Genomic DNA, 26278 nt, shown 5'->3' on the forward strand with positions numbered 1-26278 from the left:
GACGATGCGCACCGGCGACTACAAGCAGACCTATGGCGAACTTGTCGCACTGATCGATTCACCCCCGGTCTGGCTGTGGTCGGCGGTGCTAATGCTGGCGCTGATCGCTGCGCCCTGCGTACTGAACGCCTACGCGCTGTCGTTCCTGATGATCATCCTGATCACAGTCATCGGCGCGCTCGGCCTCAACATCCTGACCGGCTACACCGGATTGATCTCGCTTGGCCACGTCGGCTTCCTCGTTACCGGCGCCTATGCGTACGCCATCCTGGTGTCGAAATATAGTATGCCGCCGCTGGTCGGCTTCCTCGGCGCGGGACTCGTGCCGGCGCTGGCGAGCCTTATAGTCGGTGCGCCGTCGCTGCGCCTGAAGGGCCTCTACCTCGCCATCACGACGCTTGCGTTCTCGTTCATCATCAACACGGTGATCCTGGAGATGCGCTGGCTCACCAACGGCGCCCGCGGCATCTCCGTGCAGCGGCCGGAGATTCTCGGCACCAGCTTCGACAGCGACGCGGCCTTCACCTACCTTTGCCTTGGCGTCGCCACGCTGACCCTGCTTGCCACGCTCAACATTCGCCGCAGTCGGGTCGGCCGGGCATTTGTCGCCATCCGCGACAACGACACGGCGGCCCGCGTCATGGGCATCAACCTGCATGCCTACAAGCTGCTCGCCTTCGTCACGTCGGCCTTCATCACCGGCCTCGCCGGCGCGCTTTACGGCATCTATCTCTCCTTCGTCAGCGTCGAGGGCTTTCCGTTCCTGCTGTCGATCGAGGCTCTGGCGATCCTGATCGTCGGCGGCCTCGGCTCCGCGCTCGGCGCCGTGCTCGGGACCGTTCTGATCGTGCTGCTTCCCGAGGCGACGCGCCTCGTCTTCAGCTTGTTCAGCGCGCAGCTCGACGCGGTGTTTACGACCGGTGCGCAGGAGCTGAAGAGCATGCTCTATGGCCTCGTCATCATCCTGTTCCTTCGGTTTCAGCCGCGCGGCCTGGTCGGTGCCTGGCACGACATCCGCCGCGCCTGGGTGAACTGGCCGCTGCGGTACTGAAAACAAAGACCAATTTTGGAGGGAGGACAGAGACATGAGAAATCATCCAATGACTGCGTCCCTGCTGCTCGCAGCAACCCTGCTCGCCGGCGGCAGCGCGCTGGCCGCCGATCCTGGTATCACCGACACGGAGATCCTGATCGGCGACGTCGAACCGCTCACCGGTCCACCGGCGCTCCTTGGCGTCGCTGCCTCGATCGGCCACAAGATCGCGGTTGCGGAAGCCAACAATGCCGGCGGCATCAACGGCCGCAAGATCAAGTACGTGCTGGAGGACGACGGCTACGTCACCGCGCGCACCATCCAGGGCGCCAAGAAGCTGATTGAGGTCGACAAGGTCTTTGCCATGCTCGGCATGTCCGGCTCCGGCCAGTCGATCGCCGTGATGCCCGTGCTGGAGAAGGCAGGCATCCCGACGGTGATCGACGTCGCACCGGTCAAGCTGCTGTGGGAGCCGCCGCGCAAGAACGTGTTCGTGGTCGGTCAATCCTACGAGGAAGGAATCATCCATCTCGTCAACTACCTCGCAGAAAAGAACCCCGGCAAGAAATGGGGTCTCATCACGCAGGACGACGACTACGGCATCACAGTGCGCGACGGCTTCGATTCCGTGGTCAAGTCGAAGAAGCTGAACGTCGTCTACAGCGGCAATTACAAGAAGGGCCAGCAGGATTTCTCGTCCGACATGCTCCAACTGAAGGAATCCGGCGCCGAAGTCTTTCTGGCCGGCGGTATCATCGCTGAGAATATCGCGATGATGAAGGAACTCGAAAAGCTCAACGTCAAGCCGGTGACCGGCATCTTCTGGCCCGGTCGCGTCGAGCCGGTGCTCAAGCTGATGGGACCGGCCGGCGATGGCATCTTCGCGGTGGACTATGTCGAGCCTTTTGCCGGCGAAGCCGGCAAGGCGTTCCTCGAGAAGGCAAAGCCGCTCGTGTCGGAAGCCGAGTTCAAGGGGATCAATCGCTACACGATGAGCGGCTATGCCGCGGCCAAGGTCTTGATTGCGGCGATCGAGCGTTGCGGCAAGCAGCCGACCTGGGCCTGCACGATCAGCGAGCTGGAGAAGACCAAAAATGTCGAGACCGGCGTGATGGCTCCGATCAGCTTCGGACCCGGCGTCCGCTTCTCGAACCAGAGGCTGCAGATTATGCAGGCCGACACGGCGACGGTCAGCTTCAAGCCCGTGAAGTAACGACGTCAGGCGGATGGCCGGGGCGGCGCCCGGTCATCCGCCTCTAAAGACGGGCCGACGCCTGGCCGCAAAGGCGGCGATGCCCTCGCGCGCATCGTCGGACTGGCTCGCGCTGACGATGGATTGCATTTCGGCTTCGAGTTGAGTGCCGAGGCTCGTTTCAAATGACTGCCGTAGCATGCGCCGCATGGCGCCGAAGGCCCTCGTCGGCCCCGCCGCCAGTTCGCGGGCTACGGCAATCGCTTCCGCTTCCAAGGCATCGTCCGGCACGAGGCGAGAGACCAGGCCGAATTCCAGGGCTTCTTGCGCCGACAGGCGGCGATTCAGCAGGAACAGTTCCTGCGCCCGCCGCATTCCGACCAACCGCGGCAGGAACCAAGTGTTGCCGCCATCGGACGTCAGACCCAGCGCGCCATATCCGAGCGCAAAGCGCGCGTCGGTGGATGCGACCACGATGTCTGCAATGTAAAGAAGGCCCAATCCGCCGCCGGCCGCCGCGCCGCGCACCGCCGCAACGACCGGTGCATCGATGCTGGTCAGGCGATCGATGGCGCGATGGTAACCGTCGATCATGCGGCGAAGCTTGCCCGGCAGCTCGGGCGACGGCGTGCCGGCGAAGAGATGGACATCGCCTCCCATGGTGAAGTTCGATCCGCTTCCCGCAATCAGGACGGCGCGCAAGGCCGGGGCCTCGGCAATTCGCACGGAAGCTTCTTCGAGATCCGCGGCCATCTCTTCGTTGATGGCATTGCCCTTGTCGGGACGATTTAGCCGAAGCGTTGCGACACCGTCTGCGATATCGAGGACGACGGTCTTGAAGGGGCTTGCGGCATGATGCCAGCGGGCCGTATCGGTATATTGCTCGAGGCGCGTGATACGCTCCCCCTCGAACGTGATGAGGTGCGCAAAGGAGGCGTCGAGAGAGGTTCCTCCATGCCTGCCCTCGCCACGATACCGGCCGGTCACGAGCAGGCACGCCTCTCCGACCTCGAGAAAGCGCTCCGGCTCTGCACGTGCGGCAAAGCGCCGGGCGATCGCTCCCCACCCGTTGCGGCGCATCGCGGAGGAGCCCTCGTGCCGGCCGCCAATGCCGAAGGGCATCCCCTCGGCGATCTCGCCGACGAAATCCGGATGGAGCAGCATCTCGAGCTGCTCCCTGTTTCCGGCCGCCAGTGCCGCGTAGAGCGCCCGCGCGGTGTCGGAACGCGTGTTCTGCATGCTCGTGCTCCCAGTCCAGAAGGGTCCGGCTACATCCGCTTCGCGACTTCTTCCAGCATGACCTCGGTGGCGCCGCCGCCGATGGTCAGGACCCTCGCGTCCCGGACCATGCGCTCGATCGGCGTGCCGCGCATGAAGCCGCTGCCGCCGTGCAACTGCAGACAGCCGTGCACGACTTCGTGCAGCACCTCGGGCGACAGCGCCTTGACCATCGACACTTCGCGCAAACAGGGCTGCCCAGCCGCGGCGAGTTCGGCGGCGTGATAGGCAAGCTGGCGCGCGGCTGCGGCCTTGGCCGCGAGCTGGGCGAGCTTCAGACGCACGGCCTGCTGGTTCCAGAGCGGTCCGCCGAACGCCTGCCGTGTCTTCACGTAGTTTGCCGTCAGCTCGATCGCCTTGGCGGATTCCCCGGCGCAGATGCCGCCGATGCAGATGCGCTCATTCTGGAACGTCTCCATGATGCCGTAGAAGCCCTTGTTCTCCTCTCCGAGCAGGGCATTGGCCGGCACACGGACGTCATGGAATGCGATTTCGGCGGTGTCCGAGCAGAGCCAGCCATGCTTGTCGAGCTTGGTCACGGCGATGCCGGGCAGATTGCGCTCGACGACGAACAGCGAAAGACCGCGGCTGCCCTTGGCATGCGGATCGGTACGGGCCGCGACGATCAGGATATCGCCGTAGACCGCGTTGGTGATGAACATCTTGGAGCCGTTGATCAGCCAGCCGTCGCCATCGCGGGTTGCCCGGGTCTTCAGGCCCGCAACGTCGGAGCCGGCGTCTGGCTCGGTCACTGCGATCGAGCAGATGGTCTCGCCGCGGATGATCGCCGGCAAATATTTCTGCTTCTGCTCCGGCGTGCCGCGCAGCGAGATGTGCACCGCCGACATGTCGGTGTGCACCAGGGTCGACGACGTAAACCCGCCGAAACTCGAGCGCCCCAGCTCCTCGGCGAACACCATCGAGGCCAGCGGCCCCATGTCGGTGCCGCCATACTCCGGCGCATGGCGCATGCCGAGGAATCCGAGCGCGCCCATGCGGCGAAAGATCTCGCGCGGGATCTTGCCGTCGCGCTCCCAGCCGTCGCCATGCGGCACCACCTCCCTCTCGACGAAGCGGCGTACCTGCTCGCGCAGCATGCGAAGCTCCTCGGGCAGATTGGGCTGCTCCGAGAATTGGAATTCGGCTTCGACAGGCTGGCAGGAACCTGAGGTCATGACGTTCATTGTGCCGCCCTCCCATCGTCAATGTGAAGATGTCCGCGCAGGAATTTTGCCAGCGCCGCGATCGCTTCGCCGGCCTGCGGGATTTCCGGGAACATCTGGAACACGTGGATCATGCCATCGAAGACCTGCAGCTCGACGTTGACGGCGGCAGCCCTGGCTCTGGCGGCGAGCTCGGTCGAATCGTCGCGCACCGTCTCGCGGTCGCCGACCTGGATCAGAAGCGGCGGCAAGCCGGACAGATCGGCATAGAGCGGCGAGGCCAGCGGATGACGCGGATCGCCATCCCGGCCCAGATAGTTCTTCGCAAGCGCAAGGATCATCGCACGCTGATGGATGGGGTCGCCCGTCGCGCGGCTTTCGTAGCTCGCACCTGTCGCGGCGAGGTCGGTCCATGGCGACATCAGCACGGCGGCAGCCGGCAGGGTCTCGCCGCGATCGCGCAACGCCAGCATGGCGCCCAGCACCAGATTGCCGCCGGCCGAATCTCCCGCGAGCGCGATGTCAGCCGGCTGCAAACCCTGGTCGAACACGTATCGACAGGCGGCCAGCGCATCGTCCAGCGCGGCTGGAAAGCGATGCTCGGGCGCCAAGCGGTAGTTGATCGCCAGGACGCGGCAGCCACAGGCATGACCGATGCGCGCGATCAGATCGCGGTGCGAGGCAATCGACCCGATACGGAAGCCGCCGCCATGGAGATAGAGAATGGCTTTCTCCTGCGGCGCGGCGGGAGGCAGGATCCACTCGCCCTCGACACCGCCGGCGGAGACCTGACGCCAGGTCACCGGCACGGAGCAACCCGCGAACGCTTCATCCCAATCGTGGCGCATCTGCTCGACGCCCGTATCGCGCGTCCATTTGCGGTAGATCGACTGCAGCCGCTCGACCGCACGATCCACGGGGGTCACCGCAATATCGCTGGCCGCATCCTTCATCTCAGCCGCCGATCCCCATGCCGCCGGACACGCCGAGCGTCTCACCCGTGATATAAGCGGCCTGGTCGGAGGCGAGGAACAACGCGGCTGCTGCAACCTCATCCGGCTCGCCGAGCCGCCCCAGTAAGGTCGCGTCGGTCATCGCGCGAAAGATCTTGTCGCCACCGCGGGCGACCGCCTGCTCCAGCATTGGCGTGCGGATCGGGCCGGGCGCAATCGCATTCGCCGTGATGCCGTAGCGCGCGTTCTCTCGCGCCATGCTCCTGGTGAAGGCGACGACCCCGCCCTTGGCGGCTGAGTAAACCGCCCCACCCTTGGAGCCGAGCCGGGCGGCCTCGGATGTGATGTTGATGATGCGGCCGTACCTCGCAGCCTGCATTGCCGGCAGGACGGCGTGGGTGCAAGCCAGGACGGACGTAAGATTGACCGCGATCAGCTTCGCCCAGTCCTGCGGCGTGGTCTCGGTGAAGAAGGCGTGCTGGTCGATCCCGGCATTGTTGACGAGGATGTCGAACGGCCCGTGCTGCGCCATCGCCGCCTGCACCGCGCCCGCATCGCTGACGTCGAGGCGAACCGCCATGGCGCGGATCTGCCGCCCGATCTCGGAAGCCTGGGTCATATCGAGGTCGGCAATCACGACGTTGGCGCCAGCGTCGACGAAGCTCTTCGCAATCGCAGCGCCAATGCCCCGCGCGCCGCCCGACACGAAGGCGCGCCGGCCGTCCAGACGTCCAAATGGCAGGCTGTCCACCACGCCTCAGCGTCCCGTGAAGACGGGCTTGCGCCGCTCGATGACGGCTGCAAGGCCCTCGCGCGCGTCGGCCATGCCCGACAGCTCTGAAACCGTACGCGCCTCCTCCGACAGGCATTGCTCGATGCTGGTCCCGGTGCCGGCCCAGACCAGGCGCTTGGTCGCGGCAAGCGCCTTCGGTGCGCCGGCGGCGAGCTCGCGCGCCAGCGCCAGCGAGGCCTCCGTGAGTTCGCCGTCAGGAACGACCTTGGTGACGATTCCCATGTGCAGCGCCTCGGACGCCGGGATCACCGGATTGGTGAGGAGAATCGACATCGCGCGCCGCAGGCCCACCAGGCGGGACAGCGTGACGGACACGCCCGCATCCGGCGCCATCGCCACCCGCGTCGCCCCCGCAAGGAACCTGGCCGACTCGGCGGCGATGACGATGTCGGAGGCGCAGACGAGGCCGAACCCGCCGCCCCCCGCCGCAAAGCCATGCACCGAGGCGATGACGGGCGCTTCGAGCCGCAACAAGCCGGTGACCGCGTTCTGCAGATAGGCCGTCGCCTGGCGGATATAGTCCGGCAATTTCTCGCCCTTGGATGCAAAGGCACGCACGTCGCCACCGGCGCAGAAGTTCGCGCCCTCGCCGCTCAGCAGCACCACGCGCAGATCGGGGTGGCCGTGACACGCCATGATGGCATCGCAGAGCGCGCCGAGAAGCTCGACGCTCATCCCGTTCGCGGCATCGGGCCGGTTGAGACGCAGATGCGCGATGCCCTTGTCGATGTCGAGCAGAACAGGTCCCCTATCGATCATGGCGCGAGACCTCTCCTAGACTAGGAATGACAGCGTGTAGATCGCCTTGTCGTTGTTGACGAGCACCACCTTCTTGTAAGCCATGCGCAGATCGCCATCGACACGGCGCAGTCGATACTCGTTGCGGGCGGCCCACAGCGTGTCGTCGCGCAAGCTCGATTCGAAGATCAGGCTGTTGCTGGCGACCACGATGTCGCCGCCCTGCTGCTCGTCCATCAGCTCGATGTTGGAGACGAGCCGGCGCAGGTTCGATTGCGGCGTCTGGGTGAAATGCTTGCCTGTCATGAGCTGGCGCACGCGCAGGGCTATCCGCGAGCGGTTGTCGTAGATGATGGACATCTCCCGCTCCGGATCGATATTGGCGCCGTTGGCCGGCACCCAGTAGACGCCGTCATCGGTCCAGAGCCTTTCCCAGGCTTCGTACTGATGCTCGTCCTGCAAGCGCGCCTCGCGATTCAGGAAAGCGGTCACGGCGCTCATCAGCGTGGCGCTGCTCTCGCGCGACAGCATCAGGCGGTCTCCATCAGTTTGCGATAGTGGGCCCAGATGCCGCGCGACGGCACTTCGTCGGTGACGTGGCCGACCTTGAAGCCGAGCTCGTCCCGGCGCTCGCGCTTTTCGCCGCGGCCGAGAAAGACCCATTCCGGATTGCGCGCCAGCACGCCGCGATGGCAGCGCTCGTACATCTCGGAATCGTCGGCAAGCAGGAAGCCGGCCGGGCCGACGGAGCCCATGGTCTGCTGGCGCAGGCGGCGGTTGAGATCAGGCGCCCCCTTGAACTGGAGCGCCGTGACGTGCTGCACGCTGTCGTCGACACCGAGCGGCTGAATGACGAACATCTGGATTTCGGCAATGAACAGGTTCGGGAAGATCATCACATGCGGCGTGCCGTCGATCATGATCTCGCGCGCGGACGTATCGCCATAAGCCGCCTTCATGCGCGCCGCGTAGTCGGGCAAGCGCTCCTCGCTGGTGCCGAACCAGCTCATCGGCAGATCGCGCTTGCGAAACTCGGGCCGCAGGTCGATCTCCGTGTGGCCGTTGCCGTAGTCGCGGGTCAACGCAGTCGAGGTCCCGCCATAGAGCTTGCCGATCATGCTGTCGGCGACGCCGAAGATCGAGGTGTGAACGAAGGCCGGGTGGTACCCGTCACACTCGTTCTCCAGGATGAACTTCCAGTTCGCCTTCACGCGATGCTTGAGGAAGCCCGCCGTGATCTCGACCTCGCCCTCCGGCGAGGCGCGCGCCAGCCGGTCGATGGTCTCGGCGGCCCCTCCGAGATGCTCCTTCAGCGTTGGCCCATCGGCGGCGAAGGAGCCGAACACGAACCCGCGGTAGGATTCGACGCGCGTCACTCGACCGAGCGAGAGCTCGGCCCTGTCCTGTCCCTCGTAGCCGTCGGGGAAGGCATAGCCGACCAGGCGACCGTCATTGGCGAACGTCCATGAGTGGAACGGACAGGTGAAGGACCGCGCATTGCCGCGCTCATAGGAGCAGACCTGATTGCCGCGATGGGAACAGCGGTTGAGCAGCAGGTTGACCTTGCCGTGCTCGCCGCGCGTCATGATCACGGATTGCGGGCCGATCGACTTGACGACGTAGTCGTTGGCGTTCGGAACCTCACTCTCGTGGCCGACATAGACCCAGGTCCGGTACCAGATGTTCTGCAGCTCCGCCTCGAAGATGGAACGGTCGGTGTAGAGCGAGCCATGGACCCGATCGGGGTGGATCAGCTCGTTCCATTGCGCCATCCGTCGCACGACGTTCATCGTCTGGCCTCGTCCGAATAATAATCCGACTGACCGTTTAACTATTAGCAAAGCTACCACCGTCCGGCAAGCCCGAATGCGTGGTTCGACGCCGTTGCCCCCGGCGGTAGGATCCAACTACCAGTGCCGTCGACCAGCGCCGGGGGTTCAAACGCCGCTGCCGGCAGCCGGAGCAGAAGCCGCTCGCGGAGAGCCGTTCGGCGCGCAAAGGTTCGGGGTTGCCGTGTCCGCGGCAACCGAAACTCGAAGGCTGAGTTGCCGGCCCGCTACCGTTCCATGTTGTCATCGGCGAAGACACAGGCCGGATAGCTTACGCTATTGTCGCGCGACTCCAGCAGGATCCCCTCCGGAGGCGCGGTTGCGCTTGCGCGCAGGATCGAGGATCATCGACTTGAAAATCTCGGTCGGGCAGTCGGCGATCATCGCCTGAACGAGTTGGTAGTTCGCGACCGGCTCGCCGCAACTGAACGCGGCTGCTGGTTTGGCGGATCGCCGTGCCGAGCATCCGGAACGCCGCGCTCGACAGTGCGGCGCCACGTGAACGCGCTGCTCGTCCAGGGCCTTCATGATGGTTGAAGCCCGCACCTCCGCGGCCGCCATCTCAACTCACCACTATCCAGCACACCTCAGAAAGGACAACTGACGCCAGCTCTCGCAAGTTCTTTCTCTGGTCTCTGCACACGTCGCGCGCACGACGCCTATAGGCGACAGTTGTCAGAGCTGTCGCAGGATCCTTCGAGCACTGCTGCGCGTGCGTGACGTTGGTTCGTCATGAGTTCATTTTCCGAGTTCCGATCTCGTAGCAAACTCGGCGTTAATGAAGTCCCACTCCTCAGGGTCTGCTTCGTTGATCCCAATTCTGCCGATGTCGATTTCATGATGATCCAGAAAATGGGCTATTAATCGCACCCAAACAGGACTTGTGATCCACAACATGTCGCCGAGGAATGCAACCGGCCCGCTGCTCAAGACTGCAGCGAGGAACTCGAGGATCCGAGTAGTTCAGCCCCAACCCGACATCATCATTCTTCCCGAACTCGAAAACCCGGCGATCCTCACAAGACTGAACACCGAGTTTCTGTCCGGCCTCGGATACACCGTCGAAGTTGAACTGAATTCCACCGTTGTCGATCTCGACCGTGGGATTGATGTTGGCATCCTCTCCAATTGCCTCTGGCCGGTACGCCTCGCGCGCACAAGATCGACTTCAGAAACGACAAAGATGACTGCCGCGCAACGCGCGACATCACAGAAGCTCCTTTTCAGTTGCCTGACGGGAAGACACTCAACTTGTTTGCGGTGCATTTCCCGTCTGGCGGCAACCCCCTGCGTTGCCGCGAGCATGCCATGCGCGCACTCAATGGCGTCTCCAAGTTTGTGGTCATCGGCCCGCTCTGGTTTGAGCAATTCATCAGACGCTCATTGAGGCTGCCACATCGACGGGCACCCGGCGAAGACATCCGCACGTCAGTCCTAATCGCACGAAACTAGCTTCCCGAGCCCCATCATTGCCACAAGGCCGATTGCCAAAGCTTGCTAATGATGGATTTTTCTTGATCTACCGGTGCACACGTCGTGCACAGGCGGCCATCTAACTGGCTGGAATTACTGAACTCTCGCTCCAATCCATCATGGGCAAGTTTGAGCTAAATCCAGCCAATGATATCTAGTTTGCCCATGCCGACTAGACGGCAAGACGCTTGCCGCCCGTTGCCTTCGTTCCGGACTTGCTTACCGAGCTAGGCAACGGCCCCGGCTTGACGAACGCATCCACCACGTTACCCAGAAGCTGCGAGACGTTGTTCTCGAATCCGTTGATCGGCAGGGCACTGCCGAATGCGATGGATCCGGTAGCAAAAACCGCGCCGTTGTTCGGCCCCTCGAAATACACCATGTCGGCCCGCAGGATATAGTTGTGCGTCCCACTGAAACCCTGATGCGCGTGGGTCCCCTCCTCGTCGTGGGCGATGTAGTTGTCCGGATGACCACCCGAGGATGCAATGATCTTGGTGTTGGGCGGCGTGCCGAACCCCAGCTTGTAGCAGTCTATCTCGATGCCGGCCGCTCCACCGTTGCCGAGGCCGAAATCGCCGATAAGCTCCCCCTCGATCCCCTCGGTGATCCAAGCCAGCGCGGGATCATAGCTGTCCGGCATCCGCCGATAGGGCTGGCTATGGGCAAAGCCTTCGCCGGCAAACGTGTTGCCGACCAGCTTCTGCCCCCAGCGCTGGAAGCCGGTCCAGATTCCGCCCATTTGCCCCGTCGTGGCGAGATAGTACTCGCCCGGTCGTGCCGCCCAGGCTATCCAGTGTCCACCGGTCTTGCGACATTCCATGATCCATGGCTCGTCGTCGCGAAACGCCACATTGCAGCAGAAGCTGTTGGCGCCCATGCATATGAAGCGTCCGCCACCGGCGATGTAATCCTCATGCGCATCGAGCATCCGCACGGAGTGATATTCCGGATGGCTGGAATTCAGGATGCACGCATAGGGGGCCATTGCGGCGACACCCTCCAGATGAACATCCTCATCGGTCAAAATGTCGTAGTCGTATCCCTTGTGCTCGAGCCAGGCCAGGATCGAGAGATCCGCTGGAAAATTCCAGGGCAGGTCGAACGCCGAGATCCGATATTTCGGCCGCATGTTCACCATCGGGCGATGGTAGCTCGAGTAGCAGATGCCGGCGCCATCCGCGTGCGAGTCGTAGCAGCCTCCGCCGAATTCCGGGTTTTCGTAGATTTCGATGTCGACCTCGGAGATCGTCGGCGGCTGACCGGCCATCGGCTGCACGATGTGGCCGTCGGTTGCGAAGCGCTCGTTGGCATAGGCGAGATAGGTCGCAGTCGAAAACAGGAGGGCAATACGCCCTGTCGGCACGCGCGGCCGCACGAAGAAGACGATGTATTCCTCAGCCATGCCCTTGCCGTCGCCACCGCGCAGCCTGATCGCGTAGGCGCCGCTGCGCAGGGTTGCAGGCAGCTGCAGCGCCTTGGTGACCTTCCAGTTGCTGTCGATCATCGCATCGGCGTGGAATTCGACGCCGCCGTATTCATGCGGGGCGAGACGGAAGCAGTCGTTGCGGCCGTTCCAGTTGTAGCCGGTCTGCGCGCGCACCGGCCTGTTGTAGCCGTTGGCGTCGAGACGGTTTGGTCCGATGTCGACCACGACATCGCCGATGCCATGATCGGTGTAACCCTTCGTGGTGTCCCAATATGCCACCATGCCGTATGACGGAGGCTGACCGCCCGAGCGGATCGCGTCGAGCTCCTCGCGGGTCAAGGGCCGATCGAACACGCCGCAGCGATCGATCTTCCCACAGTAGAGCTGCGACACGAAGTGGCCGCGGAGCGCGTGCCAGTCGCGTGAGCCGGCCACGAGGAAGGGCGTATCGGCCAGGTTGTTCTGCCGGAACCGAAACACCTCCGACACATGCGAGCGATATTCGACCGGCGCGACCTTGCCGAGCAAGCTGTTGTAACGGTTGACGACCCCTTCCTGGTAGAGGGTGGCACGACCGCTTCGGGCATCGAAGGTGGCCGCAACGAAATACCAGGCCTGTTTCTGCAACGGCAGCTCCGCCTGCAGATAATCGACCTCATTCCCACTCCCGACCCAGAACTCCAGCCTGCCGCTCGGATTGATTCCGAGGCCGTAACCGTGATTCCTGTCATTGTCCCAGCGGCCGAGCAGACATTGACGATGTCCGACATCCGGCCATGTCGGCCAAATGAACGCACAAAGCGTGATGCTGCCATCCAGCGCGAGCTTGCGGCCGGGATCGGCGACCCCGAGGAAGGATCCGACCTGCGTGAATTGCTTCTCGACCCCCCAGGTGCCGTTGGCGACGCAATCGATCTCCTCCTCGATCAATCCCGGACCGAGCGGATGCTCATCCCCGTGGATCAAGCGCACGAGATGGGCTTCAGCGGTGGAGGTGCCGTCGGCACTGATGTGGAACTGAATGGTATCGCCGGGCTTCACCGAGATCTTGTCTGCGTAGCCGAATATCTTGATCTGCGCCATGGTGCGGAGTTTCCAATCGAGAAGCTGGGCGAGGCGCCTGCCCCAGCCAGCGTGTTGCAGCTAGCTCCAAAGCGCGATGCGATCAGGATGAATCGTCATCGCGCTTCAGGTTGTTGTTCAAGCATGATCCGTTCGGAAAACCGCTGCGCACTTCTCCGGATCATGCCTTAGGTTTCGAGAAGGTCGCGGATGCAGCGCAGGAACAGGCCATGACAGGCGTCGTTCGCTGACGCGTAGACGGCCTCATCAATTACACGCGGGGGAACGCCCCGATGCCCCGACAGCCTGACCACCTGATACGTGCGGAACGGCTTGACGACCCTGACCGCATATCTTTCGTCCAATGGTCGCTGACGGAAATAGATTAGCAGTCGCTCCAGCCGCTCGCTGTGCTGGCCGAGCGGCGACCGCCGGTGCTCATCGATCACCTCGGGCGTCACAAGCGTTCGCAGGAACTCGCGCCGGAAGTCGTCGAAGCGATCCCGGACGATGATGTCGCGGTCCTGAGACCTGTCGTATTCGAGAGGCAGCATGCTCAACTCCCCTGCTTGTGCAAATGTCTGTCGTGAACCGTCCCGGCCGGGCGTACCGGCACGGCCTCCCGCGACGAATGTTTCAAGCCCACTGCTTTTCCTCATTGACCCAGGCAAGTCCGGGCAACCTGCCCGTCCTGACGAACGCCTCGACGACATTGGCCAGCACGCGGGACGAGCTGTTTCTGAAATTGTTGACCGGCAGGGATTGCGCGAACGCGACCGAGCCGCACGCGAACACCGCTCCCCCTTGCGGCGCCGTGAAGTAGGTCATGTCGGCATGAACGCGCCAGTCATACGACCCATAGAGGCCGAGATAGGAATAAAGAACGAGCTGCTGGTTCACGACGTAGCTGTCGGTGTGCCCACCCGACGATGCGATGACCCTGGTGTGCGGCGGTGTGCCAAGGGCACGGTCGTAGTAATCGAGAGCGAGCCCCGCCGCGCCGTTGTTCGCAAGGCCAAAGTCGCCGATGATCTCGCCATCGACACCTTTGGTGATCCAGGACACGGTGCGGTGATAGCTGTCCGGCATCCGCCGGTATGGTTCGCTTCGTCCACCGCCCGAGCTACTCAGGCCGATCCCGACCAGCTTCTGGGTCGCCCGTCCGAGCACTTTCCACGGCCCGCCGCGCATCCCGTCCGTAGCCATGTAGTGCTCGCCGTAGCGCGATATCCACGGCTTGTACCCGTCATCACGACGGCGACACTCCACGATCCACGGTTCGCCGTCGCGAACGCCTGCCGTGGCATTGAATCCGTTGCCGCCCGCATAGATGTAGCGGCCGCCGTCGGCGATATAGTCCTCGGTCGCGTCCAGCATGCGCTCTGTGTAGTATTCAGGCCGCGCACCACTGATAACGCAGGCGTACGGCGACAATGCCGCCGATCCATCGCGATGCAGGTCTTCGTCGGTCAGGACCTCGTATTCGAAGCCGCTCTGGTCGAGCCATGCGACGATCGAGAGATCCGCAGCCAGTCCCGAGGCAACGTCAAGGCTCGGCGTCCTGTATCTCGGCCGCATGTTCATGATTGGACGATGATAGGAGCTGTAGCAAACTCCACTGCCGTCGGCGTGCGTATCGTAAGTCGACAGCCCGAAATCTGCTCGCTTGTGCATCTCGATATCGATGTCGGACAGCACGGCCGGCTGACCGGTCAATGCTTCGCGTTCCGGATGATCGAAGCTCAAGCGCTCGTTCGCAAAGGCAAGATAGGTCAACGTCGGAAATAGGAATGCGATGCGCGCCCGCGGTTTTTCCGGCCGCACGAAAAAAACAACGTGCTCCTCGCTGAAGCGATCACCGCTACCGGAACGCAGCCGCATGGCATAGCAGCCACTCTTGAGCTCCCGCGGCAGGGTAACGACCCTGGTCGTCTCCCAATTGCAATCCGTTAGCGCGTCGGCATGAAACTCGATGCCCCCGAACTCGTGCGGCGCCAGCCGGAAGCAATCGGTGAAGCCACGCCAGTTCCAGCCGGTCTGGGCGCGAACCGGCCGGTTGTATCCTCGGGCATTCAGCTTATGCCGCCCGACGTCGACCACGAGATCGCCGATGCCGCGATCGGTGTATCCTGCACTCGTGTCCCAGAACGCGACCAGGCTTTCCATCGCGGGGACAAGCCCGCTCCGGATGGCGTCGAGCTCGGCCGGCCCTAGAGCCTGATCAAATGCGCCGCACCGGTCGATCTTGCCCCAATAGAGCTCCGACACGCATGCACGCCGCTGCGCATCGCGGCCGCACGACCCTGCCATCAGGAACGGAGTCGTAGAGGGATTGGCGGGCCCGGTCTGGAAGCTCGTGGTGCCGTGGCAATCATAATCGAGCAGCGCAACCTTGCCCAGCAGGCCGTTATACCTGTTGCCAACGCCAACCTGATACAAGGTCGCCCGCCGCGTTTCGGCATCGAAGGTTGCGGCCACGAAATACCACATCTGCACCTGCAGCGGCGCATCGGTTGTCAGGCACTCGACCGCCTCTCCGCCGCGTCCGATCCAGAACTGCAGACGACCGTTCTCGTCAAGGCCGATCCCATATCCTTGCTTGAGGTCGCCGTCCCACCGGCCGATGATGGTTTGACGCTTTCCGGTTGCGGGCCAGGTCGGGTGGATGAAAGCGAACAGAGAGAAGCTGCCCTTGAAGGCCAGCCAGCCCTCGCGATCATCGACCTCGAGGAACGATCCGACCTGCGTGAACTGCCGTTCGACTCGCCATGCGCCGTTCGCGTCGCATGCCACCTCTTCCTCGACGAAGCCGGGCCCGGCGGGGCTTTCGTCGCCGTGGATCAAGCGCACCAGCTGCGCCTCGGCGGTATCCGTTCCCTCTGCACTGACGTGAAACCGGATAGCTTCGCCCGGCTTGACCGAGATCCTGTCCGTGTAGCCAAATAGCCTGACCGGTGTCACCACCAACTCCCTTTGATCATGGTCAATCGAATGTCCGCCGAGCACGCTGGGCACAGCTCAACTCGTGAATTCAAACGGTTCAGGACTCCAGCAAGTCCTGAACGCGCCGCATGAAGACGCCGTGGCAAGCCTCGTCCGGGGTCGAGTAGATCCTGTCCTCGACCACGCGCGGTGCTACGCCGCGATGGCCGGACAGCGCCACGATGCGGTACCCCTCGAAGCGTTCCACGGCCATGATGGCGTACTTCTCCACTTGCGGACGGGTGCGGAAGTAGATCAACAGCCGCTCGAGCGCCTCGCTGTGCTGTCCATTGAGGGAATGGCGATGCTCCTCGATGAGCTCCGGCGACACCAGCGTCTTGAGATGGTCGCGGGTCATCTTGTCGTGGCGCCGCTGATAGACGACGCTCTTGTCGTCGGTCTCGGTCGCCTCCTCGGGCAACATCTCGCCGCCCTTCTCCGCCCGCGTCGACCTCCGCTCGCTCTTCTTCTTGTCGCGCCAGGCGCGGAACTGCGCCTTGATCCCGAAAAGCCCGTTGCGCAGGTAAAGAACGACCAGCAGCATGATGAGGCCGATGATGATGAAGCGCGCAGGCCCCAATGTGTTCAGCACCTGATCGAAGAACACGACGATGAGGGTGCCGACCACCGCGCCTTCCGCACGTCCCACGCCCCCGATCACCAGCATGGCGAGGCCGAGCAGGACGGTGTCGAAGTTGAAGATCGAGAACGCCACGCCGCCGAAATTCGAGGTGTAGAATCCGCCAATGAAGCCCAGCGCCGTCGAGGAGATGAGGAACACCCAGATCCGCGCCTGGCGGAAGTTCACTCCGGTCGCCTCGGCGAAAGCCTCGCGCTTTTCCGGCGCCATGCGAAGGATTCGGCCAAGCCTGCGGCCGTTGACGAACCGGTAGAGCAGCAACGCGAGCAGCATCAGGCCGAAGCAGGCGTAATACGCCAGAAGCAGCTGACCCAACTGCGACCAGTCTTCCGGCACATAGGTCGCTGCGCCATACAAGCCGCCGTTGGCGGACCCGAATTCCTTCGATGTGACGAAGTAGACCCGGCAGAGCTCATTGAGCCCGAGCGTGAGAAGCGCGTAGTAGAAGCCATCCAACCGCGTGGCCGGCAGCGCGATGATCCCGCCGAAGACCAGCCCGACGAGCGCACCGATGGGCGGCAACAGCCACCAGGGCAGCGCGTAGTTGACCGCGAGCAGTGCCGTAACAAAGGCGGCCGTACCGACCACTGCATAGGTGGCGAGCGAGAAGACACCCGCGGTGCCCATGATGAGCATCCAGCACAGGCTGATGGCGGAATAGATGCCGAACGTGGCTCCCGCCGTCAGCAGCGTATTCTGCAGATCACCTGGCGTGGACAGGGGCGCAATCGCCAGCGCAAGAAGCCCCAGTAGCCACCAGATCGGCCGCTTGTCGACAATCGTCTTCTCCGCGCGCAAGGTCTTGGGATTGTACTCCCCGCGCAGGCGCAGCACCCGGCGGCGCGTCGGCCAGTAGCGAAGACGATTCCACATCCTTCCGCCATGGCCCGGCCACTTGTAATAGTAGCGCAGGCGTCCGACCGGGTTCAGCTTCGTCTTCGATTGACGGGCTCTTTCCCAGACCTCCTGATGGCTTCGGAACGGAATGGTCGGAAGTTCTTCCACGTCGCTCCTGCCACCCCAGACGAAGAGTGGATTGCGCCATTTCATGCCGCTATCACCGGACATTGCTCAGGCCTCCCGCGCCTTGTCGAGCAGTCCGGCGATGCCGCGCGGACGGACCAAGAGGATGACGATAATCACGACGAACTGAGTGATGAGGACGTAGCGGCCACCGATCAACATGCCTGTCAGCGCCTCGTTCAGGCCGAGCACGATCGCCGCGATGACGGCGCCGCGCACGCTGCCGAGTCCGCCGCAGAGCGCAATGCTGACGCCCTTGATCATTGGCATCAGTCCACCAAAGGGCGAGATGTAGTAGGTCTGGGAGAGCAGGACGGCAGCGAGACCCGCCAATCCGCCCGTGATACCCATGACGTAGAAGGAGGTCCGTCGCACGCCGATGCCGACGATGGAGGCCGCATGGGGATTCATCATCATGGCGCGGATCTCGAGGCCGCGGCGGCTCGACTGCATCCACCTGAGAACGATCGCCAGCATTAGGACGGACGTGACCACGTTGCCAACTTTATCAGCCGTGAAGACCACGCCGGGCAGCGATACCGACCAGTTGCCGAAGATCTCCGGCAGGCTCTTCGAGCGCGGACCGAACCACCAGAGCAGGAATTGCGTGCCGATCAGATTGATCGCGAGCGTCGCGATCAGGCCGCGGATGGTAAAGTTCGGCTTGTCGTGGATCGGTATAAAGCCAAGCGCGCAGATGATCACGCCCCCGAGCGCGCCGGAGAGGATTCCGGCGGCCAGCACTGCGGGTCCCCAGGTGGAGAGATGCTGGGAAAACAGCCAAGCACCGTAGCCCGCGAACGCGAAGATGAAACCGTAGGACAGGTTCAATAGACCGAGGCTTGACCAAGTGATCGAAATGCCGATCGCGAGCGTGCCATAGATGCAGGCAAGGATGATCGTGTTGCTGACGACGAACCAAATATCCACGTCCTAGCCCTTTCGATGAACGTTCAACGCGAGGGCCGCAGAGGCCTCGCCCTTGAGCTTGCCGACATGCATGCCGATGACGCGATCGACGCGTCCCTCGAGCAAGGCGACGTTCTGCTCCGCGATGATCATGGCGGCATCCCCGAGCTTGACGTCCATCAGTGCATTGATCACGCTCTTGCCGATCTTGGGCGCCAGCCCGAGCGACGGCTCGTCGACGAGAAAGAGCGAGGCATCGGTCATCAGGCCCCGGCCGATCGACACCATGCGCCGTTCGCCGCCCGACAGGCGCCCCACGGGCACCTCCATCAGCTTCCGCAACGGGGGAAATATCTCCAGGATGCGGCGCTTGCGCGCCGCGCGATCGCGCCAGGCCACCGCTGTATAGGCTCCGGAATCGAGGTGCTCCTCGACGGTCAGGCCATGGAATATCTCGTCACCCTGGGGTATCAGCGCCAAGCCTGCGCGCACAATCTCGTGGGTGTAACGGCCCGGCCCCTGGCTACGCGTGCGACCGACCTCCTTGCCATTCAGCTTGATCGAGCCGCGCTGCCAGCCGGTGAGCCCCGCAATCGCGTAGAACAATGTCGACTTGCCGTGACCGTTCAGGCCGACGATTCCGATTCGCTCACCACATTGAACGACAAGATCGAGATCATGGATGACGCGGACCGGCCCATAGCCGGCGGACAGCCCCTTGACGTTCAGGATCTCGCGCTGGGGCCGACGCACCGGACCGCCGGACGCGTTGTTCACGGCGATGTTCATGCGTCGCCCTCTTCGCTGAAATCCTCGAAATAGGCCGCGTGAACCTTCGGATCGGCCATCACGTCCTCCATCAGTCCCTCGGAGATGACCTCCCCTGCATCCATGACCAGAATGCGGTCGGAAATCGTCCCAAGGAGCTCGATGCGGTGCTCGACGATCAGGATCGCGATGTTCATCTCCTTGGCGAGAATGCGCAGCAGGGTGTCGATCTCGTCGACTTCCGAATTGATCAGGCCCGCCGCCGGCTCGTCCAGCAGCAACAGCGACGGCCGACGCATCAACAGGCACGCCAGCAACAATTTGCGCCGGTTGAAGGTTTCGAGCTGCGTTGCAGGTGTGTCGTCGCTGACCTTCAGGCCGACGAGGTCGGCACCATATTCCGCGTCGAACCTGGTGAGAAACGGATGGTAGGCCTGGCGCGCCGCCTTGAATGTTTCGCCGACGGTCAGCTCGTCAGGGACAACCGGGGTCTGGAATGTGCGGCCGATCCCCAGCCGCGACCGGGAATAGAGCGGCAATGCGGTGACGTTCTCACCCTTGAACAGGACCGCGCCGCTCTTGGGACGCATCCGTCCGGACAGGATCTCGAACAGGCTGGTCTTGCCCGCACCGTTCGGGCCGATGATGCCCAGCACTTCCCCGGCATGGACGTGCAGGTTGATGTCGCGGAGAATTTCGCGGCCGCCAAGCTCGAGCGAAATGCCGCTGCAGGAAAACAGGACGGGCTTGCCGCCCTGTTCGACCTTTTCGCTGGAGGAGAGTTGCCTGAGCATCAGCTCCACCACGGCGCAGAGATCAGCTTCATTTCCGAGACCGGATCGGGATAGACGATCTTGTGCTCACCACCTTGGACCTGGACATAGAGTTGCGCGACGCCGGCCTCGAGCTTGTGTGCCTGCAGTTCGTCGCCGCCATTGTCGGGAAAGTGGAGCGCCTCCTGGTAGGGATTACCCATGTCGACGTAGCCGCAGACGCCGCGCTGAGGATTGGCGCGGATCCAGTTGCAGACTTCGCCGAACTTGCGAGGATCGCCGACGGCTTCCCAGGCCTTCTTCAGGTAGTAGGTCTGGTCGTACGCAATACCGGTGTAGGCGAGCCCGGCTATGCCCGGAAAGCGCTTCTTGTACTTCTGCCTGTAGGCGAGACCTCTCTCGTCGCCGTAAATGCCCATGGTCGTGCCCCAGACGAAGCCGTTAGCGGCCGATCCGGCAAGCTCGAGGAACTCCGGCTGGGACGGGCCGTACTGGAGATAGACCAGCGAGTTGCGCACCGGGCTCGCCACGAATTGCTTGCAAAAGGCGGCGTATTCGGCGGCCACCCAATGATCCACCATGATCGCGGCGGCATCGACTTCCTTCATCTCGCGGATGACCGGCGCCCAGTCCTGCACCGGATATTGGATGTCCGTGATCCGCGCGACCTCGAACTTCCCGCGCCGCTTGATCGCTTCCTGCGCGGCTCGCGAGATGGTCTGGCAGTAGCCGATCTGCTCCTGGATGATGTGAACCTTGCGGTTCTTCGGCTTCCAGACGCCCCGCCGCTCCTCGTCCTCCAGCCAGAGAGCGTAGCTCCATCCGTAGTTCACTTCCGACGGACAGAACTGGAAGATGTGGCCGTACTTGTCCGGGTGCTCCTTGACGGCAGACGTGCCGGCGCGTTGCGCGTTGCCGTTGATGTACGGACATTTGTACTTCACGGTGGCGTCCATCGCCGGAAGCGGGACAAGCGTGAATGCGAAGGAGATCGCATCGACCTTGGCGTCCACGCAGGCGGCGAGCGCCTGCTTGGAGGATTCCGGTGACAGAACATTCATGTCCGTCGTGAACAGCTTCAACGGCCTGCCGAGGATGCCGCCAGCGGCATTGATTTCCTCCATCGCGAGCGTCGTGCCGTTCAGAAAGTCCTGATGATCCGCAACGCCGGCAGCGGCGGTCTGGCAGTAGGGAACGCCGAGAAGGATCGGCTGCGCGGCAAATGCCGTCCGTCCAACAAAAGGTGCGGCGACGGTCGCGCCGATGCCCGCGGTCACTGAGCGTCTGGTGATTTGGGAAACCATCTGAGCAACCTCTCCTGCAATCGAGCGCACGAGTCCTCGGCATCGCGACCGAGACCGGGCCGGATTTCCTGTTGGGCTAAGACGGCGCTGTCAGCCAACCGTCGCGTGACAGCGGCTGCGATCGCATCGATGCGATCGAACCGCCTGGACCAAAGCCTCGGTTTTCTGCCGATTTTCAGCAATACGTCAGCTGACCGATTTTGGCGTTGAATCTGGAGGGGAGCCGGAGCGACGCCGCGGGGACAGACAGGGTCGGGGTGGCAAGTTGCGCAGCAAGCCGAGCCCAGAATTTCATCAATTGAGGGCGCTGCGGGTCCGCTTGCGGCAGGAATGCTGGCCCTGAACGAAAACCAAGTGTGACACTCCTTTGACTAAAGGAACGGCCGCTTCTAACATGCAATTGCAGTTTTCAGCCCGGTGCCTGCTTTCGATCCAGACGATCGGATCAGCGGAGTGAGATTCCACCGTGTTGATGTGGTAGCTCGCGTTGGTTGGCGCGGTCCTTGCTCTGAGGTCGCAATCGGCCGAGCTGACCGATCGTCAGCGGCCAAGAAGAAGAATTCGATCACGAACCGTCGGCAAGTTCTTTCACGAGCTGGAGGCTCACCGTGAAATTGGCAGCGATCGACCATGCGATGTCGGCAACGGTACGGCTCGATACGCCGGCGGCAGCCCTGAATGATCAGATCATCGATCAAGCGACCCAGGTCACCCGTCTGTTACGCGAGTTCGTGCGGAGCGAGGCAATCGCCCTGGTGGCGATGGACCCGATATCCCGAACCCACCGCTCTCTGGCCGACGACGGATATACGGACAGAACGATGGCCTATGTGCTCGACGGATTCCCTGCCGCCTGCCCGGCTTACGCCATCGCGCGCGAGAAGGACACGCATTCACTGCGCTGGCGAGACTACCGGCGTGACTGGAATCTCCATCTGCCGGATACATTCACCGCCCAGGAATACCTGATGCCGGATGGATTCAGCGAAGGTTCGACGATGTGCCTGCGCGTCTCGGATGGCCGCTACGTTGGGGCCATCCATATGAGCTGGTCCCGGGAGGCGCACGCCACCGACGAGCGCCGCGAGATGACGGAGCGCTTCCGTCCGATCTTGCTCAACATCTGCGATCAGCTCAGGGCACCACAGCTTCTGGCCGATGAGCTGGCGCCTGGCTCATACGCCCTCGCCGTCTCGCCGAACGGTTTCGCATTCCATCTGCCCAACCGCAGTCCGGGGCCGCACCTCGGCGAAGGCGGAGAGCTTCGCCGGCTCGTGTTGGAAAAGGCAAAATCCTCGAAGCCGCAACGCTTCATCTGGCCCGACGAGGCCGGCCGCTGCCATCAGGTCACGATCACGCCCTGCCGGGGAAACATCCTCCTGATCACGGAGGAATGCATTCGCCGGCCGTATAATCTCTCGCTCCGCGAGATTCAAATCCTGCACCTCGTGACCAGCGGCGCTTCAAATCCCAACATCGCCGAGCAGCTCTTCGTATCGCCCCGTACGGTCTCCACGCATATCGAACACATCCTCGCCAAGATGAGCTGCGACTCCCGCACAAGGCTCGCCGCCTTGGCGGTCTCCGAAGGACTGCTGCTGGCGGAGAGCCCATCGCGGCGGTCCCGCAAACTCGGAGGCGATTGACCGCTTCCGCGATCGCATCAACCGGATAGCCCCTCTCGCGCGGACGCTCCCTTCAGCAGCATCGCGAGCCCGGCCGCCACGAGGCAGGCGAGGCCGACGCATGCAAAGCCGACCGCGTAGACTGCGAGGCCGAGGGCCCCGACGCCGGCGGAAGCGATAGTGGCTCCCGCCACGTGCGCCGCCATCATCCAGCCCATCGCCGTGCCGATGCCGCGACTGCCGAGATTTGCGGACATCAACCTCACGAGCGCAGGAAACGTCAGCGCCGCATCGAGGCCATAGAGCGCGCCGAATCGCGCCAGCCCGACAAGGCTGAGTCCGGTGAGCGGCAGCCAAAGCAGGACCAACGCGCGGCCGACAAAGTAGACGGCCAGCAGCATTCGTGCGGGATAGCGGTCCGCGAGATACCCGCTCGCCACACTTCCGATCGCGCCGCCGAGCAAGACGATGGTCATCACGTCGGCGCTCGACGAGAGGCTGAGACCCGCGCTCATGCAGAGGATACCGATCTGGCCGTCGATCAAGCCGGATGTCGATGCGCCGCAGATGCAGAAGATCGCAGCCAGCGCCCAGAACCGCCAACTCCTCCCCTCCGAAAGCGCGTGCCGGCTGGATGCTGACCGATGCGGTTCGGCTCCCTGCCTGGATGCGGGGACAAGCAGGAATGCCGCGAAGGCCGTTGCCAGTACGACGATTGCGGCGGCATGGAAGACGGTGCGCCACTCGGGCGCCTCTACCGCACGGGATGCGAGTAGCAGCCCCGCCATCGATCCGAGGATCTGCATCGACATCACGAGGCCAAAGCGCGTACCGCAATGCGCCGCGTTTCCACGACTGCCAACCATGGCGCCTAGAACAGATGCACCCAAGGATCCGCTGAAGCCGACGCCAACTCCCCAAGCGAGGGCAAGATGCCAGGGCGATGTCGCGCGCGTCGTCGACGCAAGCGAAATCGCGAGGAGAACCAGGCTCGTGAACAGCGGTGATCGAACGCCCCATCGCACGAGGCCATGCGCCGCAAGCGGCGACGTGAATGCAGAGACGGCAATGCCGAGCGTAATCGGCCAGACGACGTCGGAGGTTTGCCATCCCAGATCCTGCTGGACCGGGATGGCGAGCAGCGCGGGGAGAACGCGCGCGGCCGAGCTCACAAAGATCGCTAGAGCGACAGCCACAGAGGCCCCCGACGCTGCGCACGCCTCCCGTCCGAAGAGCAGGAGCCGTGCGGCGGCGAGCGGTGCCCTATTCGGCGGGCTGCGCATGACAGCTTGCGGCGTTCCTGTCGGGGGCCAGGTCGATGCCGGGATTGCGGTCGAAGAAGCCGCTCGGCATCAGCTTGAAGCCGGTGAAGATGCAGGGCTGAACGGGAAAGTCCTCGGGACGGACCTGGTGGTGAAGGCCGAAGACGTGCCAGAGCACGATATCGGTGTTCTCGATGCTTCGGTTGCTTCTGACGAAATCGGAGACACCTCCCGTTCCATCCGAGTGGTTCATGTGTTCGCCAGCCGGATAGCGCTGTTCGGGATCGAAGGCGGTGACCCAGAGCTGGTTCTTGATGAAGCTCGACCGCTTGCCCGACGGCGACTCGGGATGAATGAAAGGCGTCACCGGATGACTTGCCTCGAGCTTGTAGCCTGTCGGTGTGCCGACCCAATTCTTGCGGCCGGGATTGATAACCTTCCAGGCCCGATGCGTCGCCGGGTTCGCCTGGCGACAACCGCCCAGCTCGGTCTTCAGAACCGTCTCCTTCTCGTAGAAGCCGTTGCCATAGGCATTGTCCGGCCCCCACGGATCGGCATGCGTATTGAGCTCGACGACGCTGTTCTGATCGCCGTCGACGTTCATGTCCAACCGCGCGCAGAAGATGTGCTGGTGAATGTGCCCCACGACGCCGGGCGCGACTTCCTTGCCGTATTTGCCCGGCCGTCCCGGATGACACGCGGCGGTGTTGATGATGCCGGTTGCCTTGAGCTCGAACTGGATCGAGCCATCGGAGTGGAAGTACCAGAATAGGCCGTATTCGTAGTTGGCGACCGTCGCGATACAGGAGATGACCAGCCTGCGGGCTCGCCTCGACTCGACATTGTTGGAGCGGAAGTCCCAATGCTTCCACAGCAAGCCGGCGTCCTCCTCATGGATGCAGATAGCGTTTTCGATGGTAACCACGTTGCCATCCATCGTCGCGAGATGTGCGTCGAGATAGGCGATGGCACCGAGGCAGTCGCAGCCGAGCTTCAGCGAATTGGCGAGCTTGCCGATACCATACTCGCCGATGTCGAAAACATTCTTCCGGAAATGCCCTTTGTCTGTGGTGCCGTACGGCACGACCATTTCCACCAGCGACGCGCGGTGCGCGATCGGCCGCCCGTCGTAGCTGATGTCATGCAAGGTTAGACCTTCGCGCGAATTGAAACCGACGAGCACCGACCAGCGATCCCACGCCAGCCGGCGGCCGTCGAGCCTGAACGAGACACCCTCGGGTTGAACGATGTCGAGTGGCTTGTAGGGAACTCGTGGATCCTTGATAAACTCCGCCTCGTAGTTCACCTCGGCCCTGGGAATCGGGATGATCTCGTGGTCGTCGACTCGGATGATCTCGTAGGTCTTGATGTCGACCACAGCGTTCAGGCCGCCGATTGGGTGCGCATAGAGGTTGTCGTTCTCCCGCAGACGCAGCCAGGCGAAGACGTGCGCGAGATATCTGCCATCCTCACCCGGAATGTCGAAATTGCCCGCCGACCACGGATCGATGCAGACAAGAGACATGTCCTCGATGCCGCGCCTCCTGCAGGCTGCAATGAACTCGGGAGCCGCGCGAACAGCGTCTTCGATGGCCGTAAACTGCTCAAGCTGGATCATCGGCTTGGCCGTTCGCACATATTTCGACGTGAGAACTTTCCCTTCCGCAAGCGAAACCGTCAGGCGCCAGATGCCGTTCTCCCTGACCTTGAACAGATTGACCCGCGCCGCTCTTTTTATGGAATCACCCGGCTTATACTGACGCACGAGTGATTTCTCAGGCTCGAGAAGTTCGACCGTCTCAAAGAGAAACTCGGCACCGTACTGTGGATCATTGCGAACGATCCGAACCACCGCGCCGATTTCGGCAGCCGTCAAGGGATCGAGAGGATGCTTCACGGCATCCGCGTTCGGCGCGTCCGGGACGCACGTGCAGGACGACGAGGCAGTGACAGTGTCCATAGGTTAGCTCCTTGCATAGGCGACTGGGCGCAGACGAGCGCAGCGACGGAATGCGCGCGCACGCGTGCATCCATTTTGAGCCGTACCAC

At 63.0% G+C, this 26278-nt stretch carries 21 protein-coding genes; 3 read left to right on the forward strand and 18 right to left on the reverse strand.

What is annotated here, in order from left to right; genetic code table 11:
• Positions 1-4 precede the first annotated feature (4 nt).
• Together IVB23_RS05365 and IVB23_RS05370 are read left to right on the forward strand one after the other, a co-directional pair.
• Complete coding sequence (locus IVB23_RS05365) at positions 5-1051, forward strand: branched-chain amino acid ABC transporter permease (RefSeq protein ID WP_247802783.1); 1047 nt, start codon at positions 5-7, stop codon at positions 1049-1051.
• A 49-nt stretch (positions 1052-1100) separates the two neighbouring features.
• A complete protein-coding gene (locus tag IVB23_RS05370; protein ID WP_247802784.1) occupies positions 1101-2246 on the forward strand; it encodes an ABC transporter substrate-binding protein in 1146 nt (381 codons plus the stop codon).
• A gap of 33 nt (positions 2247-2279) precedes the next feature.
• Here IVB23_RS05370 and IVB23_RS05375 read toward each other — a convergent pair whose 3' ends face one another.
• From IVB23_RS05375 to IVB23_RS05450, 16 genes are all read right to left on the reverse strand, one after another.
• Positions 2280-3464, reverse strand: coding sequence for an enoyl-CoA hydratase-related protein (locus IVB23_RS05375; protein WP_346659135.1), 1185 nt, complete (start codon positions 3462-3464; stop codon positions 2280-2282).
• 29 nt (positions 3465-3493) lie between these two features.
• Positions 3494-4687, reverse strand: a complete 1194-nt coding sequence (locus IVB23_RS05380) for an acyl-CoA dehydrogenase family protein (protein ID WP_247802785.1) — start codon at positions 4685-4687, stop codon at positions 3494-3496.
• Positions 4684-5619: an alpha/beta hydrolase gene (locus IVB23_RS05385; protein ID WP_247802787.1), complete on the reverse strand. Its 936-nt coding sequence runs from the start codon at positions 5617-5619 to the stop codon at positions 4684-4686. Before IVB23_RS05385 ends, IVB23_RS05380 begins: the two co-directional genes overlap by 4 nt.
• Before the next feature lies 1 nt (position 5620).
• The gene (locus IVB23_RS05390; protein ID WP_247802788.1) at positions 5621-6373 is read right to left on the reverse strand and encodes an SDR family oxidoreductase; all 753 of its coding nucleotides are present in this window, start codon (positions 6371-6373) and stop codon (positions 5621-5623) included.
• A 3-nt stretch (positions 6374-6376) separates the two neighbouring features.
• Complete coding sequence (locus tag IVB23_RS05395; protein ID WP_247802790.1) at positions 6377-7171, reverse strand: enoyl-CoA hydratase-related protein; 795 nt, start codon at positions 7169-7171, stop codon at positions 6377-6379.
• Between the two features lie 15 nt (positions 7172-7186).
• Complete coding sequence (locus IVB23_RS05400; protein ID WP_247802791.1) at positions 7187-7681, reverse strand: aromatic-ring-hydroxylating dioxygenase subunit beta; 495 nt, start codon at positions 7679-7681, stop codon at positions 7187-7189.
• Positions 7681-8940, reverse strand: coding sequence for an aromatic ring-hydroxylating dioxygenase subunit alpha (locus tag IVB23_RS05405; protein ID WP_247802793.1), 1260 nt, complete (start codon positions 8938-8940; stop codon positions 7681-7683). The genes IVB23_RS05400 and IVB23_RS05405 overlap by 1 nt, the downstream gene beginning before the upstream one ends.
• A 315-nt stretch (positions 8941-9255) precedes the next feature.
• Positions 9256-9540, reverse strand: coding sequence for a hypothetical protein (locus IVB23_RS05410; protein ID WP_247802794.1), 285 nt, complete (start codon positions 9538-9540; stop codon positions 9256-9258).
• A gap of 1084 nt (positions 9541-10624) precedes the next feature.
• A complete protein-coding gene (locus tag IVB23_RS05415; RefSeq protein ID WP_247802795.1) occupies positions 10625-12964 on the reverse strand; it encodes a LamG domain-containing protein in 2340 nt (779 codons plus the stop codon).
• A gap of 167 nt (positions 12965-13131) precedes the next feature.
• The gene (locus IVB23_RS05420) at positions 13132-13497 is read right to left on the reverse strand and encodes a hypothetical protein (RefSeq protein ID WP_247802798.1); all 366 of its coding nucleotides are present in this window, start codon (positions 13495-13497) and stop codon (positions 13132-13134) included.
• Between the two features lie 82 nt (positions 13498-13579).
• Entirely contained in the window at positions 13580-15958 is a 2379-nt protein-coding gene (locus IVB23_RS05425; RefSeq protein ID WP_247802800.1) for a LamG domain-containing protein, read from the reverse strand.
• Between the two features lie 25 nt (positions 15959-15983).
• Positions 15984-17633: a branched-chain amino acid ABC transporter permease gene (locus IVB23_RS05430; RefSeq protein WP_247802801.1), complete on the reverse strand. Its 1650-nt coding sequence runs from the start codon at positions 17631-17633 to the stop codon at positions 15984-15986.
• Positions 17634-17636: 3 nt separating this feature from the next.
• Positions 17637-18518 (reverse strand): branched-chain amino acid ABC transporter permease, encoded by an 882-nt coding sequence (locus tag IVB23_RS05435; RefSeq protein WP_247802803.1) that lies wholly within the window; start codon positions 18516-18518, stop codon positions 17637-17639.
• A 3-nt stretch (positions 18519-18521) separates the two neighbouring features.
• Entirely contained in the window at positions 18522-19286 is a 765-nt protein-coding gene (locus tag IVB23_RS05440) for an ATP-binding cassette domain-containing protein (protein WP_247802806.1), read from the reverse strand.
• Complete coding sequence (locus IVB23_RS05445) at positions 19283-20059, reverse strand: ATP-binding cassette domain-containing protein (RefSeq protein WP_247802808.1); 777 nt, start codon at positions 20057-20059, stop codon at positions 19283-19285. The genes IVB23_RS05440 and IVB23_RS05445 overlap by 4 nt, the downstream gene beginning before the upstream one ends.
• Complete coding sequence (locus tag IVB23_RS05450; RefSeq protein WP_247802810.1) at positions 20059-21342, reverse strand: ABC transporter substrate-binding protein; 1284 nt, start codon at positions 21340-21342, stop codon at positions 20059-20061. The genes IVB23_RS05445 and IVB23_RS05450 overlap by 1 nt, the downstream gene beginning before the upstream one ends.
• Positions 21343-21950: 608 nt before the next feature.
• On the opposite strand from IVB23_RS05450, the gene IVB23_RS05455 reads away from it, so the two are divergent.
• Positions 21951-22988, forward strand: coding sequence for a LuxR C-terminal-related transcriptional regulator (locus IVB23_RS05455; protein WP_247802811.1), 1038 nt, complete (start codon positions 21951-21953; stop codon positions 22986-22988).
• Positions 22989-23005: 17 nt separating this feature from the next.
• Here the strand turns inward: IVB23_RS05455 and IVB23_RS05460 are convergent, their stop codons facing one another.
• Both IVB23_RS05460 and IVB23_RS05465 read right to left on the reverse strand, forming a co-directional pair.
• Positions 23006-24250 carry an MFS transporter gene (locus IVB23_RS05460; RefSeq protein ID WP_247802813.1) on the reverse strand — a complete coding sequence of 415 codons (1245 nt, stop codon included), beginning with the start codon at positions 24248-24250 and terminating at the stop codon, positions 23006-23008.
• Positions 24231-26189 (reverse strand): primary-amine oxidase, encoded by a 1959-nt coding sequence (locus IVB23_RS05465; RefSeq protein WP_247802816.1) that lies wholly within the window; start codon positions 26187-26189, stop codon positions 24231-24233. Before IVB23_RS05465 ends, IVB23_RS05460 begins: the two co-directional genes overlap by 20 nt.
• Between the last annotated feature and the right edge of the window lie 89 nt (positions 26190-26278).

Source organism: Bradyrhizobium sp. 191, assembly GCF_023100985.1.
GTDB classification, from domain to species: Bacteria; Pseudomonadota; Alphaproteobacteria; order Rhizobiales; family Xanthobacteraceae; genus Bradyrhizobium; species Bradyrhizobium diversitatis.